Consider the following 17109-nt stretch of genomic DNA (forward strand, 5'->3'; position numbering starts at 1 on the left):
TAATAGAGCCAAGCAATCCGCAAAACAGTCTGGTCACTCAAAGCGCAATCTCCTGGAGCAAAGTCAGAAGCTCATCGTGAATGTGACCATTTGTGGCAATCTTCTGCAAATCGTCAAATTGAGAATCGACACCTGCGATCGTCGTCACGCGCCCATTTGCCGCGCGCAGCAGCGGCATGGCCGCGGCATGCGAGACGAGATCTGACTTGAGCGAGACGAATGCGTCGAGCCGGCCGGCCGCGATCCAGGCCATTTCGAGCGCACCGGAAACAACAATGCGGACGCCCCGGACGACCGAACCGAGCCGCTCGATGATGGCGGCGGCGGCCCGCACTTCGTCGGGCTGAAAATGCGAGGTGAGGATGACTGATACGACCGCATCGGACAGCGACCGTGTTTCCGACACTCCCGCTGGCTCGCCATTGATGGTCGCAAGCGCACCACGCACATAGCGGCCGTTAATACCAGATAGCGGCGACTCGACTAACCCGACCAGCGCCTCCCCACCGTCGTGATAGGCCGCGCTGACCGAAAACCACGGCAAGCCGGCTGCGTAGTTTATGGTACCGTCGAGGGGATCGATGATCCAGCGCGACGCTTTTGCGTTGCCGCTAAAGCCTGCCTCCTCCGACAGGATTGCCGAGCGGGGCGTCAGCGCCCGGAGCCCGTCAATCACGATCTTTTCTGCCGCTAGATCGGCGTCGGTGACGATATCGCGCAGTTCCTTGCGCGTCGTCGCGCGTGGACCGTGCTGCATCTCGACCAGCGTCGCGGCCGCCCGGATTACAACTGGCTCGGCACCGTGCATCAATGCCATCAATTCGGATTCGACAGCCATTTCAGATTGCCTTTGCTCCTCGCGTTCCGTCCTCGACCACAAAGGTCGCGAGTCGCCGCACGCCGCTCTTGATATCCTTGACGTCGTCGACTGCCTCGAAACCCACCGTGCAGGTCTTCTCGTCGATTTCGACCGTGGCATAGCCGCGCTTGTCGCCGCGCGCAAAAGCAAGACTTGGATTATCCGCGAGCGCCTTGTGTGTCGTTGCCTCGCCCGGCCCTTCCGAGGTGATGGACGTACCGACGAATTCGGTCGCGACCGTCGGCTCCTCGGGGCGGGTGAAATCGCGCTTCATGCTGCCGGCGAAGAAGGCATGTCGATCACCGCCGATCACGATCGGGTTGCGCGTTTTGTGCGCTACGAGCGCATCGACCAGCCGCCGACGGGCGCTAGGATAACCGTCCCAGCCATCCATCCAGTAGCGGTCACCGTCGTCAGCGCGGCGCCGGTCCTCAGCCATCAAGGTCTGCTGCGCGACGACGGTCCAGCGCGCACGGCAATCAGAAAGGCGACTATCGAACCATCTTTCCTGAGCCTGCCCCAGCATGGTGCGCGCTTCTTCGACCCGTTCCGAACAAGGTGGGGTCCAGGTCGGCCGTCCGCCGTTTACACAGGCAGGGGCCGACCGGTACTGCCGGTTGTCGAGCAACAACACGTCCATTACGTCGCCGAAACGGTAATGCGCGTAGATCGTCGCATCCGCTCCGCGCGGCCGCGCCGAGGCCGGCAGTGGCATGTGCTCGTAATAGGCCTGGTACGCAGCAGCACGGGTCTTCAGGAACTGGACGGCGTCGCGCACCGTGTAGGAGCGATCATTCGCGTAATCGTCGGTGACCTCGTGATCATCCCAGATCGACAGAAACGGAAAGGCCGCGTGAGCCGCCTGCAGATCGGCATCGCCCTTGTAAAGCGCATAACGATTACGGTACTCGGCTAGCGTCGTCGGAATTCCGACGTCGTGCTCGCGCACATGCCGTGCCCCCCAGGATCGTTCGTAGATATAATCGCCGAGGTGCACTACCAGATCGAGATCGCGCGTGGCCATGTCACGATACGCGCTGAAAAAGCCCTGCTCGTATTGCTGGCAGGAGGCGAAGGCGAAACGGAGGCGCGCCTTGTGCCCGGCAGGCGCCGTACGAGTGCGCCCTATTGGGCTGACCGCCGTGCCGGCGCGGAACCGATACCAGTAGACCCGATCGGGCTGCAGTCCCCTCACCTCGGCATGGACGGAATGCGCGAGTTCTGACATCGCGCGCTCGGCGCCACGCGCAACGATGCGTGAGAACTTCTCGTCCTCGGCCACCTGCCATTCGACCTCGACCGAGGTATCGGGCATGCCACCCTCTTCGAGGGGGTGCGGCGCCAGTCGCGTCCACAGCATGACACGGTCCTCGCGCGGGCAGCCGGAGGCGACTCCGAGCGTATAGGGATCGGAACTGAAGGTGACAGGTGCGCCACGCACGATCCCGAAGGGAGCCGCAAACGCGACGCCCGCCAGCGATCCAACGAGAAAATGCCGGCGCGGAATTCCCGTCATGACGCGGCGGGAACTGCCACGCGCTTGCGCCTGATATCGACGGCAAGATCCGGCCGGTCGGTCGTGATCTGCCGCACGGGCTGCGCCAGCCAGTAGCCGATATCCTCCGGCGTATTGGTGACCCACGCACCGAGCCTGGCCGTACCTAGGATGTCCAGCGCCAGCGGCAATGCCGGCGTCAGCAGCGCCTTCTCAATCGCCACGATGCAATCGCGGATTTTCGCAAGCCGCTCCAGCGCCGGCCTAATCCCGCCCATGATCTCCGCCGAGCGGCGGTCGAGCGACACCAGCACGCGCGCGTCCGGCGACAGCCGTCGCACTGTCTCGACCACCTCGGGGACGAAGCAGGTGATGACCGTCCGTCGCTCAAGATCGCGCCGCCGGATCTCCTCGATAATCTTAGCCTCGAGTCCGCGGTAGGCGTTACCCAACGCGTCGGTCTTGATCTCGATATGCAGTTCGAGCGAGGTCGAAGCATAGATATCGAGCACGGAAGACAGCGTCGGGATGCACTCGTCACCGGCGTCGCGTAGCCGCGTCGAGGTCAGCCGGTTTAGGCTGCGCTCGCCGACCGGACCGGAATCATGCGTGGTGCGGTCGAGCACGGGATCGTGGATCACAACGATGCCACCATCCGAGCTCTGGTGGACGTCGAACTCGACCGCGTCGACGTCAACGTCGCACAGCTTGCGGAAGCCGAGCAGGCTGTTCTCGGGCCACAGATCGCGTCCGCCCCGATGTCCGGCGATGAAGACCATTTTATCTCCTCACTTGCTGCTATCGACGAGGCCTTTGAGGAACCAGCGCTGCAATAGCAGGATTACCAGTGTCGGCGGCAGCATGGTCAGGAGCGCGCCGCTCATGGCGACGTTCCAGGCCGGCTCGCTGTCGGAGCGCGGGATCAGGTTCTTCAGGGCAATGACTGCGGTCGCCATGTCCTTGTCGGTCGTGAACAGGAGCGGCCAAAGATATTGATTCCAGCCGAACAGGAACAGAATGATCGCGAGCGCCACCATGTTCGGCACCGAGAGCGGCAGTAGGATGCTCCAGAAGAAGCGCAACGGCGAGGCACCGTCGAGCGTCGCGGCCTCGCAGAGCTCGTCGGGCACGGTCAGGAAGAACTGGCGAAACAGAAACGTTGCGGTCGCCGAGGCAATCAGCGGCAAGATCAGGCCTGGATAGGTGTTGACCATATTCCATTCGAGCGCGATCGTGATGTCGTGGCCGCTGGTCCAGCGCCAGAGATCGGCAAGATGAAAGGTATCAGCGAGCCATTGCAGCGGCAGCGCCGCGTTGGCCACCGCCTCAAAGGTCGGCACGATCCGCACCTCGATTGGCAACATCAGCGAGACGAAGATCAGCCAGAACGCCAACATCCGGAAGCGGAAGCGGAAATAGGTGATGGCGAAAGCCGAAAGCAAGGACACCGCGATTTTGCCGGCGGTGATGCCGAGCGCCACCACCACCGAATTGACGAAAGTGCGGCTGAAATTCGCTTTCGCCCAGGCCACCTGCAGATTTGCGAGGAACTGATCGCCCGGCAGCCAGGGCAGCGGCACCTTTTGTACTTCACTGATCGAGAGCGAACCCGCGACAAAGGCGAAATAGAGTGGCACGCACACCATCAACGCGCCAGCGATGAGTATCGCGTGGCAGACGAAGTTGAGGACAGGTGCACGCTCGACCATCTCAGACCCCGTAATTGACCTTGCGGTCGAAATAGCGAAACTGCAGCAGCGTGCAAAGCAGCGCAAAGCTCATCAACAGCACCGACTGCGCCGCAGAGGAACCGAGGTCAAGATTGACGAAGCCGTCGACAAAGACCTTGTAGACGAGGATATTGGTGGCGCCCGCCGGTCCACCTTTGGTGACGGCATCGATGATGGCGAAGGTTTCGAAGAAGCCGTAAATGAAGTTCATCACGGCGAGAAAGAACACGGTCGGTCCGAGCATCGGCAAACCGATCGAGACAAAGCGCCGGATCGGTCCGGCGCCGTCGACCGCCGCGGCCTCCATCAGCGATACCGGTACAGCGAGCAACCCCACAACCAGGAAAATGTAATCGTAGCAGATATGCTTCCAGGAGGCGGCGAGCGTCACCAGAATCAGCGCATGGTTTGGATTGAGGTTCGGGTCCCAGGCGATCCCAAGCGCATGCAGGATCTGAGCGAGTGGGCCGACCGCCGGATTGAACAGAAAGGCCCAGAGAATGCCGGCGATTGCAGGTGCAATCGCATAGGGCAAAAGAATAATAGTGCGATAAATCGGGCGGCCGCGAATGATGCGGTCGGTGGCAAAGGCGAGCACCAGTGCCACCAGCAGCGTTAGCAAGTTCTGCCCGACGGTGAACTGAAATGTCACCCACATCGACTGGCGGTAGTCGTCGCTGGCGAACAACGCCTTGAAATTATCAAACCAAACGAACTGGACTGTTGTACCAAAGGGATCAGCGAGCAGAACCGATTGCGTCAGCGCCCGCAGTGACGGGATGAAGAAGAAGAACAGCAGGATCAAGAATTGCGGCAGCAGCAGCAAGGTTGGAAGGCCCGGCCCCTCGCCAAAATTCGCCCGCTTTAACCCGGGCTCGTGCGCGCGCCGCGCTTTCTTGCGGCGCGCGGATGCCGGGTCGGAGCCGCGCAACGTCGGCTCGGCGCCCCCCGCGGAACGCGATCGTGCCTGCCCAGCCACGTCATGCCATGTCGTTGATGAACGTACGCCGCCAGAAGTCACTCGAGATTTTTCCCCGCATTGAGCTTCTCGAACTGACGGAGGATCTCATTGCCGCGCTTGACCGCGTCGTCCATCGCCTGCTGTGGTTGCTTCTGGCCCGCAAAGACCGCCTCCACCTCCTTTTGCTGCGCTAGCATGGTCTGCACGAAATTGCCGAAACGGAAGCCGCGTGAGTTCTCGTTGGGTGTACCGCGCGATAATTGTAGCACGGCAATCTCTCGAGTCGGATGGTCCTTGTAATAGCCTCGCTCGCGCGCCAACTCGTAGGCGCGATTGGTCGCGGGAACGTAGCCGGTCGCGCCATGCCACCACACCTGTGTCTCCGGCTGGGCAATGAAATTGAGGAAGGCCGCCACTGCCTCGTAACGCTCCAGCGTATGGCCCTTCATCACCCAGATCGCGCCGCCGCCGATGGTGCTGTTGAGCGGCGGATTGATGTCGCTCTCATGCGGCAGGAACGTAGCGCTCCAGTTGATGGTAGCGTTACGCTCGATATTGCCGTGCGACGCGGTCGAGTTGACGAATGTCGAACACCGGCCGGATGTGAACAATTGCTCGGGGCTGAAGCCCTGCCCCGCAATTTGCATGATGCCGTCGTCGAGCCATTTCTTCAGGCGCGCGACTTGGGAGACCACTTTGGTTTTGTTGTAGACGAACTCCGTGCCAAGCCCGTCAAAGCCGTTGGCAAGCGTGCCGTACGGCTGATTGTTGATGGCGCTGTAGTTCTCCAAGAGGCTCCAGTAAAAATCGCCGGGCAGTACGGTGCCGCACTCGCTGATGCCCTTAGCCTTGATGGCGTAGAGCTGCTTTTCCAGCTCCTGCCAGGTGCCAGCTGGCTTGTCGAAACCCGCCTTCTGGAAATGATCCTTATTGTACCAGAATATCGGCGTGGATGAGTTGAACGGCAGGGCCGACATCCGCCCCTTGTAGCTCCAGAAGCTCGCCACCGGTTTGATGAAGTCGGCGGAATCGATCTTGTAGCCCTGCTTCTCCAGGAGGTCCTGCACTGGTACGACCGCCTCCGACAACAACATGGTAAGGTAGCCACGCTCGGCGATCTGAACCATTTCCGGCGGCCGCTTGGCGCGGTAGGCGGCGATGACGCCATTGGTTACCTCATCGTAATTGCCCTTGGCGACCGCGACGACCGTGTACTTGTCCTGCGACTTGTTAAACCTCTCAACGAGCTCGTTGAGCCGATCACCCAGTACACCACTCATCGCGTGCCACCACTGCACCTCTATCCGCGCAGCTTTCGCCGAGGGGGCCAATGCCAAAACCGTAAACAAAACGGCGATGAAAATAGCGCGTTTCATGGTTGGTCCTCCCTGTCAAAGCTCGGTCAGCTGGCCGGCCTCGACGCCCATTGAGCATTTGTATTTATACAATGACATATGTCCCGGCGCGATGAAAGGGGGCAGATTTGTTTCACCGCACACGCGCCATCCGCGGGCTAGGCGCGCGCCTTCAGCCGAAGGCGGCCAGGCTATGGCCGCCGACAAGCTATTCTGTCGCACCACAAATGATTTATTTTGGGAACAGCTTGTCCCGAATGTAGCGCGAGGTCGCCGTAAGTCGGATCCCGCGCGGCTTTCGCCAGGCAACCTTGTCGATCTCTTTCTTGTCACCGATCTTCAATGGACCTGAGGCTTTCTTTGCGACGAAGATGGCGTCGCTCATCCTTCGACCGGTCTCCCGGTTCTTGCCTTTCACCTCCTTCCACAGCTTGAGCTCGCCAAGTTTGAGCTTGGGCAACTCTTCGCGGATTTCACGGTGAAGGCACTTCCTTTCACTTTCCCCGTCTTGCTTACGGCCGCCCGGAAACATCCAGAGCTTGTCACGCCGTCGCCTGACGAGCAGGATCCGCCCTTTCTTCGCCGCAACCAGTTTTGAAGACTTTGTCATATCAGTCAGCCAACTCGATCAGAACCGGTTGATGATCGGACGCATCGGTCTGGCCATTGACGTCCACGCGCCTGATTCGATCAACCAGATCTTCCGTCACGAAGATGAAGTCGCGGCAATCGGGGCCATCTGTCCATTGCGCGTGATCATACAGCCCGCAGGTTGGAGATCGCGGCACGCCGGGCCGACCAGCTGTCCAGGCATCGCGATAGTTGAGGCCGGGCCGGATGGACCGGTCAATCATCGCGTGCTGCGGATCGGTGACGTCAAAATTGAAATCGCCGCACATCAGGCTCGATGCCGCAACCGTCTGACTTTCATAGGGCTCGTCGGGCTGTCTGGTGGGCGCCTTCGGACCGGTCGACGCGTCCTCCTGCAAGTCGAGCAGACGCGTGATCTGCGCCTCGCGCTGCGCGACCGAATGATATTCGAGATGCGTGTTGACGATACGTACAGCGCGGAAGGAGGCCTGAACCGTCACCTCCAGCGCGTGGCGCCGCATACTGCGCACGCTCCCCGCGCCCGGCCACGGCAGGATGTGGTTGTTGATCTGCACGACTGGCAGGCGCGACAGGGTCATGTTGCCGAAGCGATGCAACTGCCCGGCCTGATCGACGGTTTCGATCGCGGGCCGGAATATCGGCAGGTGGCCCGGCAGCAGCGCGGCGAGCTCCGCGCTCTGATCACCTCCCCCGTCATACTTGGCGAAATTCGAGCTTACCTCCTGGAAACAGAAGACGTCGGCATCCATCGTTTCCCTGGCAATCGCGACGATCCTCGCCAGATCGGTCACGCCGTCGCAGCCCTTGCCGCATTGAATGTTCCAGGTAAGAAGGCGCATCAACGAATGCCTGCACGCATGAAGGATTGAACGAACTGCCGCTGGAAAAGCAGAAACGCGATCAGCAGCGGCGCCATGGTCATCACCGTTGCCGCGGTGATGACCGACCAGTCCACGCCGGTCTCCGGCGCGCCGAATACCGCGAGGCCGACGGTAAGCGGCCGCGCCTCGACCGAGTTCGTCACGATCAGCGGCCACAGAAAATTGTTCCAGTGGTAGCTGACCGAGACGAGACCGAACGCTACGTAGGTCGGACGCGCCAGTGGCACGTAGACCCGCCACAGGATTCCCAGCGGCCCCGCGCCCTCGACCCGGGCGGCCTCGACCAGCTCCTGAGGGACGCTTTTGAAGGTCTGCCGCAGCAGGAAAATGCCAAAGGCGCTGGCGAGATAAGGCAGCGCAATCGCGGGAATTGTGTCCAGCAGACCAAGCTTGGCAATCGCGCGATAATTCTCGACGATCAGCACGTCGGGCATGATCATCAGCTGGAGCAGAACGAGCGCGAATGCGATGCCGCTGCCCCTGAACTTGAAGCGCGCAAAGGCATAGGCCGCGAGCGTCGAGAGAATGAGCTGCCCGATCAGGACCAGGGTAACAAGGACAATCGTGTTGAGGTAATAGCGGGCGAATGGTGCCTGCTTCCAGGCGCGCGCAAAATTCTCCAGCGTCCATGGCGCGGAGAGGCTGAACGACGTCGCATAGGCGGCCGGATGCAGCGCGCTCCAGAAGGCATAGGCCAATGGCGCGAGCCAGATTAGAGCCAGGACCCAGGCAGCGACGGCCTCGACGGGATGTGTCCGGCCTCTCATTGGTAGTGGATCCTGCGATCGAGATAACCGAACTTGACCAGTGCAACGGCACTCAGCAGCACCAGGAGCACCACCGTCAGCGTCGCAGCGTAGGACGAATCCTGGAACGTGAATGCGACTTCATAGATGTAGTACAGCAGCAGCGTGCTGGCGTTATTCGGACCACCCTTGGTCATGATGACGAGCTGATCCACCAGCTTGAACGAGTTGATCACCGCGTTGATCGCCACGAACAACGTGGTCGGCATCAGCAAGGGAAACGTGATCCGGCGGAAGGTGTACCAGCGGCCCGCACCTTCGATGGAAGCAGCTTCCTCGAGGTCTGGTGAAAGTTGCTGAAGGGCTGCGAGGTAGAAGATCATGAAGAATCCGGCCTCCTTCCAGATCACCATCACGATCAGGCAGTTCATGACCGTCGAGGGATCGCCAAGCCAGTTCCAACCACCGAGACCGAAAAGGCCGCGCAACTGATCGAGCAGGCCGTAATCCGGGGTGTAGAAGAACAGCCAGATGTTGGCGACGGCGATCATCGGCAGCACCGTCGGAGTGAAATAGGCCAAACGCAGGAAACCGCGGCCGCGCATGTTCCGATTGACCCAGATCGCCATTAGCAAGGCCAGAGCGATTGACGCGGGAATGGTGCCGAGCGCGAACCAGAAATTGTTGACCAGCGCCTTCCAGAAGATCGGGTCGGCTGCCATGGCCTGATAGCTGTCGAGGCCGACAAAGACCTCGGTGCCGTTGCGGCGCGTGATGAACAGCGAATTTCGGATCGTCGCCAGGATCGGGTAATGGGTGAACGCCACCAGCAACACCGCCGCTGGCAACAACAAAAGCCACGCGTTTACGGCATTCCACCACGCCTGCGATCCAGCGCGGCGTGGTGCAATCGGCGATGATACGGCGGTGTCGGTCATTCGTCAGGCGGTGGGATGGCGGCGAACCACCATCCCACCATTGTCCTTACTTGTAGGTTCGCAAGACGCGATCGGCCTGCTGCTGGGCGGCGGCCAGCGCCTCCTGCGGCTTCTGCGTGCCGGTGACCGCCGCCTGCACGGCATCATTGACGAATTTGTAGATGCGGCCGTTCTCGTGGACGGAGAGCTCGGGCACCGCATGCTCGAGCTGATCGCGCGCGACGGTCGCCTGGGGGAAGCCCTTGGCATAGTCCTGCATCGCACTGGTCTTGTAGGCGGCAGGCGACACGGCGACATAGCCGGTCTTCATGCTCCATTCCGCCGCGCGGTCGGGCGCAGTCATCCACTCGATGAACTTGACGGCCGCCTTCTGCTGCTCGGGCGAGGCGCTCTTGAAAATGTAGAAGCTGCCGCCGCCGGTCGGCGATCCGCGCTGCTCTTTGGCCGGAAGCATGGCCACACCAAACGGGAATTTTGCGGCATCCTTGACGGCAGTCAGATTGCCGGTGGTATGCCACATCATCGCCGTCTTGCCTTCGAGAAAGTCCGTGCGCAGCGTGGCCCAGTCGACGCTGCCCGTCGGCATGACATTGTGCTTGCGCGACAGGTCGACCCAGTAATCAAGCGCGGCGACAGTCTTCGGCGCAGTCAGGTAGACCTCGTTGCCGGGCTCGTTCATCATCTTCTGGCCATTCTCGATGGCCAGCGCCTGCAGCATCCAGTAGCCGTAGCCGGTCGAGGGAATCTCGACGCCCCAGCGCGTGGTGTTTCCTGAGCTGTCCTTCTTGATCAGCTTCTTCGACATCTCGACCATTTCGTCCCAGGATGCCGGTGCCTTCTCCGGATCAAGGCCGGCCTCCTTGAAGGCGTCCTTGTTCCAGTACAGCACGATGGTCGAGCGCTGAAACGGGATGCTCCAGGTCTTGCCGTCGATCTGGCCGTTGGCCATGAAGGCCGGATAGAATTCCTTGAACCAGGCCTTGTCACTGACGAGACCGTCGAGCGGCACGATCGCGTTCTCGTCCATCAGCGTGAACACGTCGGTGGACAGCAACACCGACAGTTGCGGCGGCTGGCCGCCCTTCATCGCCGTCATCGCCTTGGTCATCGTATCCGTATAGTTGCCGGCATAGACCGCCGTCACCTTGATATCCGGATTGTCCTTCTCGAAGCGCGAGACCATGTCGTCGACGATCTTGGTGACGGGCCCACCGACCGCAACCGGATAGTACATCGTCAGATCCACCGCGGCCGCCGGGCTGACGGCGCCCATGGACAATGCAGCGAACGCGGCTGCCATTAACATCGTGCGTCGAGCAAACATCTTGGTCTCCTTCGTTATCTGTCTTGGCCGTTCTAAAGCCACCGCTCTCAACGGTCGGAGGCTGCCAGCCGCCCCTCTTTGACAATGTGTTCCAGCCGGACTTCCGTGGTGGAATCGAACCGGTGTTCGTGCCCCGCGTCCCACGCGATCCCGACGTTTTCGCCCGGTTGAACCTTGCTGAAACCATCAAGCCGCACCGAGATGGGCTGCCCATCAATCTCGCACAGTACGATGCTGTCCGCGCCGAGATGCTCGACGGCCTTGACGCGCACGACATGATCGCCGCCTGCGACGATGCGGATGTGCTCCGGCCGGATGCCGATGAGCCGATCGCCCTGCCGCACGAGATTCATCGGCGGCGTGCCGATGAAACGCGCCGTGAACGCCGTTGCGGGGCGGTTGTAGAGCTCCTCCGGCGAACCATTCTGCTCGATGCGACCGTCGCGCATCAGCACGACCCGGTCGGCCATCGTCATGGCTTCCGTCTGGTCATGGGTCACGTAAACCATGGTCATGCCAAGGCGCTGCTGCAGCGCGCGGATCTCGGTTCGCATCTCGTGGCGCAGCTTGGCGTCCAGATTCGAGAGCGGTTCGTCCATGAGACAGACCCGCGCTTCCGCGATGATCGCCCGTCCTAGCGCCACGCGCTGGCGCTGGCCGCCGGACAATTGCGAAGGCTTGCGCTCAAGCAGATGGCTTAGCCCGACGATGTCGGCCACACGCTTGAGCCGTTCGTCCCGCTCGGCGCGTGATACGCGCCGCACGCGCAGGCCGAACACGATATTCTCGGCCACGCTCAAATGCGGAAACAGCGCATAGGACTGGAAGACCATGGAGATCTTCCGCTGCGCAGGGGTGAGATGCGTGACGTCGACGCCGCCAATGGTGATCGTGCCCGCATCGGCTTCTTCGAGCCCCGCAATCAAGCGAAGCGTAGTGGACTTGCCGCATCCGGAAGGCCCGAGCAGCACCAGCAGCGAGCCCTCGTCCGCCGTCAGACTGACGTCATCGACAGCGCGCATCGCACCCCAGAACTTGGAGACGTGGCTCAGCGTGATCGCCGACATGGCCGATTGGCTCTCGATTGCGGTGATCTGTGCAAAATGTCGCCGCGCAAACGCGTTGCGTCCTGCTCGCGCGGAGCAGCGCAAGGTCGGTCACGACACGCAGACCGATCCATCCGTGTCTCTCCCCATGACCACGCAACATTCATCGGCGTAGCGATTATTTTGTTCATATGAACATAGTATGACAGCATATGAAATAGAAATTTGCGCCAAGCGTGTTCGAATGATACTTTCGGTGGGCACGGAGAGCCCATGCTCAGCACCACCACCGAACGCCAGGCCCACATTCTCGAGATTGTGCGAGGCGAAGGTTTCGCCTCGATCGAGCATCTTGCGACGCGGTTCGACGTGACGCAGCAAACCATTCGCCGCGTCGTAAATGCGCTCTGCGACCAGGGGCTGCTCCGGCGGATCCACGGCGGCGTCAGCCTCCCCGTCCAGAATCAGAACCTCGCCTATGGCAGCAGGCAGGGATTGAACGCCGACGCCAAACAGCGCATCGCGCAAGCGACCGCGAAACTTATTCCCGATGGCGCGTCGCTGATGATCGGGCTCGGCACGACGCCCGAATATGTCGCGCAGGCACTCTCCCGCCGCGGCGATCTCAGAGTGATCACCAATAGCCTGAACGTCGCCGCGGCGTTCGCACACAATCCAGACGTGGAAATCACGATCGCGGGCGGTACGCTCCGCTCCCTCGACCGCGATATCGTCGGCGAAGCCGCCGCACGTTTCTTTTCGGGCTTTCGCGCCGATTTCGGGATATTCGGCGTCGGCGGAGTTGATCAGGACGGGACGCTGCTCGATTTCCATGTCGATGAAGTCAAAGCTCGGCAATCCATAGCGGCCAACGCGCGAACGGTCGTACTGGTGGCCGACATCACCAAGTTTGGGCGCAATGCGACAGTTCGAGGCGGCCACCTCGACGACTGCCATCATCTCGTTATCAATGATCGGTTGCCAGCGGCGTTCCAGCCGATCGCCGACAGATATGGCGGTCTAATTCACGCGGCGAACGACGCGCGCACGCTCGATGCGGCGGGCGTCCTTCGCTAAGTCGAATTCCTATATGGCTGGGCCGATGGCATGCGCGCCGGACTGAGCCGGCTTGAACATGATCTTCTCGACATTTCGCCTGACAGCGCCGTTCAGCGAAGAGTTACGCATCTCGGCTGACGCCGACCAGATCGTTTACGCAGGTCGGAGGGTCTGTGTCCGATTTTGCTGACGCTGATAAGCGAGCGACGAGCTGTCTCGTTCTAGTCGTTCCAAGGAGCGCCGTCGCCCGAACTATGACAAGCCCCGAGGCTGTCCGATTGGCGGGTAATGCTGAAGATGGGCCTGTTCCTCACCACAGATCGGCACGATCTTCTCAAAACGGATCGTGTTGCGGCTACCGACATTAAGGCATTACAGCTCGGCGCGATCTTCGCGCGGCGACTCGTTACAAGTCCCTTATTGCATCAGTGAAACGGTTGCGCGGTGCCCTCACAAGGAATGGGTCAAGAGAAAATGATCTCTTTCCTTGCTTTCGACTTTATTGCCCCACGAAAGAGCTTTTTCTTCTTCCGCTAGCCCATCGTTCTCCAGACTTTCTTTGGCTTCACTAGAGTGAACGTCATAGACGCAGTTAAATGAGGCCGCGCGGCACGCTCCCTCCTCCACTTTTGATTTCGCAGTCACCCATCCTGGACGGCGAGAAGCCGGCTAACATTGCAGTCGGGAGATGGTCATGCCGCGGCGACCAGCCAAAGTCACACAGGCAGATATTGCTCGCGCGATCCGCGCCGCTAAAGAAGCTGGCGCGAGCGCGGTCATAGTTGATGCAGAAGGCACTATTCGGATCTCGCTAACAACGAGTGCCTCAGGTCCCCAACCGGTGGATGATACTGACCCGGTATGGACACCTTCTGAAGCATTACGGCTTCACCTGAAGCGCACCGAAAGCGGGTGAAACGCACCTTATGCAATTGATGCGGAGTCACCGCATCGCTAGACTCCAGGCATTGGTCCACGGAGACGCCAATGCTTGGGAAGGAACGACGCGACCCCCGCGCAGCCGGGGATCGTCGGATGTATCTCTATTTCAACTATTCCGAGTCCGGCTCACTGCGCTGGTACGTGAAAGTCAGCAGCAAAGGGCGAAGGATCGGGATCGCAGAAGAATATGGGACGCCAGCGTTCGACGCCGCCTATGAGGCAGGCGTTGCAGCACTGGGGGGAGTTCTGCGCATGCGTCGCGTCAAAGGAATAGCGAAGCCGGACCAGCCGGAACGCCGCTATCTGCATGTCGACGTAAGCCAACGTGGTCAAGTCAGGTACTACGTGCAACTGCGCAACCGGCTGCCGAAGATCCGGATCAAGGCTGCATACGGCACGACTGAGTTCGGCGCCGAGGTTGATGCCGCGGTTGCCACCCAGATCGCGCTGTATGGCGACGGGAGCGATTACATTAACGCGCAGAAGCAGCGCAACGAGGAGCGCCCTCCTCTGCCGAACACGCCGGCACGCCATGGTACGCTGCGCTGGTACTGGAACGGCTACAAGCAAAGTGACCACTGGCTCGGCGATCTCAGCGTCGGTCACGAGGGCCTCGCCGAGTCCACCCGGCTACAGCGGACCGGACTGATCGAGTCACTGCTGCCCGAGAATGGCGAGAAGCCGTTTGCGGTACTGACGCGCAAAGTCATCAGATCGGAGATGAAAGCGCGTACCCCGTCGCAGGCGGGCAATTTGCTGTCGGCGGTTCGGGGCATGATCCGCTGGATGATCGACGAGGGCCATCTCGACGAGGACGACGATGCGACCATCGGTCTGAAGTCCGGGAAGGCAAAAGCGAGCCGCGAGACTGGCGGTTTTCTGCCCTGGACCGAGGACGACATGGCCCGCTATCGCGCGAGATGGCCGCTGGGCACCGAAGCCCGGCTGATGTTCGACATCCTGCACTACACGTTCCTACGGCTTGGAGACGCCCACCGTTTCGGGCCACCTCACCTGCGGCAGATCGTTCGGAAAATGGCAGTGCAGATCGCCACCGAGAAGAGCCGGGGCAATACCACCGTCACGGTGCCCGTCCATCCGGAGTTCGCCGAGAGCCTGAGGGCTGCCCGAGCGACAAACATCATCGGCGCCGAGGTATTCACCGGCAAACTGGTCCGTGGCCGGGTTCTCCCGATGAACAAGAAGGCATGGGCGGCCAAGCTGAAGAAATATGCAGTCCTGGCCGGTGTGAACGAACCGAAGAAGAGCTGCCATGGCGTCCGCAAGGCTCGAGCCGAAGTTGCCGCCTACGCCGACTGCACCGAGAGCCAGATGATGGCGATGTTCGGCTGGACCGACCCGAAAATGCCCGCCCACTACATCGCTCAGGCGAATCGAGAAAGGCTCGGGATCAGCGGGATGGAGAAAATCGTCACGTTCGACCAGGGCCAGTCACGCGACGATTTTGTGCCTGGGCAGGAAGCGAACGGCGTGAGAACGCCAAGCCCGAACGAAGTGGTAACCTTCCCGGGTAACATCCGGAAGAAAATCTAATGATTTCAACGGTAAATGTGGGTTTGTGGTGCGCTCGGAGGGACTCGAACCCCCACGATTTTACTCACTGCCACCTCAAGGCAGCGCGTCTACCAATTCCGCCACGAGCGCTTTGGGGATGCCGGCTTAGGGCTTGAGGCCTGCCGGATCAACGGCGCCGATCTAACAAATCCATCAGAGGGGTACAAGCCTGCAAAGGCCCAGAATTCCACAAGCTTGGCAGGAAAAATCCGGACCCCTGCCCGGATCGGCCCTATCGAGGGCCCCGGCCCTGCCGGCTACCCCGGGCCGCCACCGCATGCCCAGGCCGCTACCGCGTGCCCAGGCCGCTACCGCGTGCCCAGGCCGCTACCGCGTGCCCAGGCCGCTACCGCGTGCCCAGGCCGCTACCGCGTGCCCGGGCCGCTATCGCGTGCCCGTCGTGCGCGGCAGCATCTGCTTGACCTCGACCGCGATCCGGTTGCGGTCGACCAGCACGACGCCGGAGGCGACCGGCAGATTGTTGGCGAGAACCTTGACCTCGTCGGCCTCGGTTGCGTCCAGCTCGATGATGGCGCCGCGGGAAAGACGTAATACTTGATGGATCGGCATGGTGGTCGTCCCGAGGACGACCATGAGATCCACGGTGACTTTATCGAGAGTGGGCACTGTCAGGACCGCCGCAACTTGGGACTTAAGCCAAAGGACTTGGCATTTGCTCCCCAGATGATCACCACGTTATGGTTAGCCAATGGTTAATTCGCCTCAAAACCCCCGCCAAGACCTCGATTTGACGTCGTTTTCCGCCTCCACCGGCGAGCCCGTGGAGTGGCGGATCTCGGACGCGCCGGTGCCTTATCCGGAGGCCGTGGCCGCCATGGAGGCGCGAGTCGCCCAGATCGCCGCCGGCGAGGCGCCCGAGCTGGTCTGGCTGCTCGAGCACCCCCCGCTCTACACCTCCGGCACCTCGGGCAAGGAAAGCGACCTGCTCGATCCCCGATTCCCGACCTTTGCCACCGGGCGCGGCGGGCAGCTGACCTATCACGGGCCCGGCCAGCGGGTGGCCTATGTCATGCTCGACCTCAAGCGGCGCCGGCCGGACGTCCGGGCCTACGTCGCGAGCCTGGAGGAATTGATCCTGCGGACGCTCGCCGCCTTCAACGTCCGCGGCGAGCGGCGCGAGGACCGGGTCGGCGTCTGGGTGAAGCGGCCGGACAAGGGGCCCGAGCACGAGGACAAGATCGCGGCGATCGGCGTGCGGCTTAAGCGCTGGGTCTCGTTCCACGGCATCGCCATCAATGTCGAGCCCGAGCTGTCCCATTTCGCCGGCATCGTGCCCTGCGGCGTCGCCGACCCCCGCTACGGCGTCACCTCGCTGGTCGATCTCGGCCAGCTCGCGACCATGGCCGATGTCGACGTCGCGCTGCGCCAGGCATTCGAGGAGCTGTTCGGGCCAACCCGCGCACTGGTGGCGGAAGCGACGGTCTAAATTTTCCTGTTCGAGCCTGACCGGCGCATATTCTCCGCTTGCCGCGGAATCGGCTATGCTTGTTTCAGGTGCCGCCCACGCCTCCCCCCTCCGCTGGGAAAGCAGACATCATGCCGGGCGAATGATCATCGGACCGACT

16 protein-coding genes and 1 tRNA gene are annotated in these 17109 nt (G+C 61.4%); 3 read left to right on the forward strand and 14 right to left on the reverse strand.

Translation table 11 applies throughout. The annotated features are described in order from the left end of the window. Window positions 1–37 precede the first annotated feature (37 nt). From AB7535_RS19045 to AB7535_RS19100, 12 genes are all read right to left on the reverse strand, one after another. Entirely contained in the window at window positions 38–838 is an 801-nt protein-coding gene (locus AB7535_RS19045; RefSeq protein ID WP_439036776.1) for an inositol monophosphatase family protein, read from the reverse strand. Window position 839: 1 nt separating this feature from the next. Then, complete coding sequence (locus AB7535_RS19050) at window positions 840–2375, reverse strand: alkaline phosphatase D family protein (RefSeq protein WP_439036777.1); 1536 nt, start codon at window positions 2373–2375, stop codon at window positions 840–842. Next, window positions 2372–3133, reverse strand: coding sequence for a glycerophosphodiester phosphodiesterase family protein (locus AB7535_RS19055; RefSeq protein WP_039151988.1), 762 nt, complete (start codon window positions 3131–3133; stop codon window positions 2372–2374). The genes AB7535_RS19050 and AB7535_RS19055 overlap by 4 nt, the downstream gene beginning before the upstream one ends. A 9-nt stretch (window positions 3134–3142) precedes the next feature. After that, a complete protein-coding gene (locus AB7535_RS19060) occupies window positions 3143–4063 on the reverse strand; it encodes an ABC transporter permease subunit (protein ID WP_439036778.1) in 921 nt (306 codons plus the stop codon). A 1-nt stretch (window position 4064) separates the two neighbouring features. Further along, entirely contained in the window at window positions 4065–5015 is a 951-nt protein-coding gene (locus AB7535_RS19065; protein ID WP_063982694.1) for an ABC transporter permease subunit, read from the reverse strand. An 86-nt stretch (window positions 5016–5101) separates the two neighbouring features. Then, window positions 5102–6421, reverse strand: a complete 1320-nt coding sequence (locus AB7535_RS19070; protein ID WP_039151995.1) for an extracellular solute-binding protein — start codon at window positions 6419–6421, stop codon at window positions 5102–5104. A 211-nt stretch (window positions 6422–6632) separates the two neighbouring features. Then, a complete protein-coding gene (locus AB7535_RS19075) occupies window positions 6633–7010 on the reverse strand; it encodes an NUDIX hydrolase (RefSeq protein WP_063982693.1) in 378 nt (125 codons plus the stop codon). 1 nt (window position 7011) lies between these two features. Continuing rightward, window positions 7012–7851, reverse strand: a complete 840-nt coding sequence (locus AB7535_RS19080) for an endonuclease/exonuclease/phosphatase family protein (protein WP_039151999.1) — start codon at window positions 7849–7851, stop codon at window positions 7012–7014. Beyond that, on the reverse strand, window positions 7851–8660 hold the full coding sequence (locus AB7535_RS19085; RefSeq protein WP_063982691.1) for a carbohydrate ABC transporter permease: 810 nt from the start codon (window positions 8658–8660) through the stop codon (window positions 7851–7853). Before AB7535_RS19085 ends, AB7535_RS19080 begins: the two co-directional genes overlap by 1 nt. Then, on the reverse strand, window positions 8657–9577 hold the full coding sequence (locus AB7535_RS19090) for a carbohydrate ABC transporter permease (protein WP_439036779.1): 921 nt from the start codon (window positions 9575–9577) through the stop codon (window positions 8657–8659). The genes AB7535_RS19085 and AB7535_RS19090 overlap by 4 nt, the downstream gene beginning before the upstream one ends. Before the next feature lie 46 nt (window positions 9578–9623). Continuing rightward, window positions 9624–10883: an ABC transporter substrate-binding protein gene (locus AB7535_RS19095; protein WP_080703955.1), complete on the reverse strand. Its 1260-nt coding sequence runs from the start codon at window positions 10881–10883 to the stop codon at window positions 9624–9626. Window positions 10884–10948: 65 nt separating this feature from the next. Further along, entirely contained in the window at window positions 10949–11968 is a 1020-nt protein-coding gene (locus AB7535_RS19100; RefSeq protein WP_439036780.1) for an ABC transporter ATP-binding protein, read from the reverse strand. 252 nt (window positions 11969–12220) lie between these two features. Here AB7535_RS19100 and AB7535_RS19105 point away from each other — a divergent pair, with 252 nt between their 5' ends. Both AB7535_RS19105 and AB7535_RS19110 read left to right on the forward strand, forming a co-directional pair. Then, entirely contained in the window at window positions 12221–13024 is an 804-nt protein-coding gene (locus AB7535_RS19105; RefSeq protein ID WP_135214905.1) for a DeoR/GlpR family DNA-binding transcription regulator, read from the forward strand. 1017 nt (window positions 13025–14041) lie between these two features. Then, window positions 14042–15502: a hypothetical protein gene (locus AB7535_RS19110; protein WP_439036781.1), complete on the forward strand. Its 1461-nt coding sequence runs from the start codon at window positions 14042–14044 to the stop codon at window positions 15500–15502. A gap of 26 nt (window positions 15503–15528) precedes the next feature. Here the strand turns inward: AB7535_RS19110 and AB7535_RS19115 are convergent. After that, window positions 15529–15613: transfer RNA gene (locus AB7535_RS19115), tRNA-Leu, on the reverse strand. A 294-nt stretch (window positions 15614–15907) separates the two neighbouring features. Beyond that, entirely contained in the window at window positions 15908–16150 is a 243-nt protein-coding gene (locus AB7535_RS19120) for a FliM/FliN family flagellar motor switch protein (protein WP_015685538.1), read from the reverse strand. An 82-nt stretch (window positions 16151–16232) separates the two neighbouring features. Here AB7535_RS19120 and lipB point away from each other — a divergent pair, with 82 nt between their 5' ends. Continuing rightward, window positions 16233–16970 carry a lipoyl(octanoyl) transferase LipB gene (gene lipB / locus AB7535_RS19125; RefSeq protein WP_439036782.1) on the forward strand — a complete coding sequence of 246 codons (738 nt, stop codon included), beginning with the start codon at window positions 16233–16235 and terminating at the stop codon, window positions 16968–16970. The last annotated feature ends 139 nt before the right edge of the window (window positions 16971–17109 follow it).

Origin of the sequence: Bradyrhizobium sp. 956_D2_N1_4 (assembly GCF_052076025.1) — a bacterium.
Lineage (GTDB): Bacteria > Pseudomonadota > Alphaproteobacteria > Rhizobiales > Xanthobacteraceae > Bradyrhizobium > Bradyrhizobium barranii.

Bases quoted from the DNA above. Each gene is read 5' to 3' on its own strand.
- AB7535_RS19045 (WP_439036776.1), bottom strand. From the start codon at position 838: ATGGCTGTCGAATCCGAATTGATGGCATTGATGCACGGTGCCGAGCCA.
- AB7535_RS19050 (WP_439036777.1), bottom strand. From the start codon at position 2,375: ATGACGGGAATTCCGCGCCGGCATTTTCTCGTTGGATCGCTGGCGGGC.
- AB7535_RS19055 (WP_039151988.1), bottom strand. From the start codon at position 3,133: ATGGTCTTCATCGCCGGACATCGGGGCGGACGCGATCTGTGGCCCGAG.
- AB7535_RS19060 (WP_439036778.1), bottom strand. From the start codon at position 4,063: ATGGTCGAGCGTGCACCTGTCCTCAACTTCGTCTGCCACGCGATACTC.
- AB7535_RS19070 (WP_039151995.1), bottom strand. From the start codon at position 6,421: ATGAAACGCGCTATTTTCATCGCCGTTTTGTTTACGGTTTTGGCATTG.
- AB7535_RS19075 (WP_063982693.1), bottom strand. From the start codon at position 7,010: ATGACAAAGTCTTCAAAACTGGTTGCGGCGAAGAAAGGGCGGATCCTG.
- AB7535_RS19080 (WP_039151999.1), bottom strand. From the start codon at position 7,851: ATGCGCCTTCTTACCTGGAACATTCAATGCGGCAAGGGCTGCGACGGC.
- AB7535_RS19085 (WP_063982691.1), bottom strand. From the start codon at position 8,660: ATGAGAGGCCGGACACATCCCGTCGAGGCCGTCGCTGCCTGGGTCCTG.
- AB7535_RS19090 (WP_439036779.1), bottom strand. From the start codon at position 9,577: ATGACCGACACCGCCGTATCATCGCCGATTGCACCACGCCGCGCTGGA.
- AB7535_RS19095 (WP_080703955.1), bottom strand. From the start codon at position 10,883: ATGTTAATGGCAGCCGCGTTCGCTGCATTGTCCATGGGCGCCGTCAGC.
- AB7535_RS19100 (WP_439036780.1), bottom strand. From the start codon at position 11,968: ATGTCGGCGATCACGCTGAGCCACGTCTCCAAGTTCTGGGGTGCGATG.
- AB7535_RS19105 (WP_135214905.1), top strand. From the start codon at position 12,221: ATGCTCAGCACCACCACCGAACGCCAGGCCCACATTCTCGAGATTGTG.
- AB7535_RS19110 (WP_439036781.1), top strand. From the start codon at position 14,042: ATGTATCTCTATTTCAACTATTCCGAGTCCGGCTCACTGCGCTGGTAC.
- lipB (WP_439036782.1), top strand. From the start codon at position 16,233: ATGGTTAATTCGCCTCAAAACCCCCGCCAAGACCTCGATTTGACGTCG.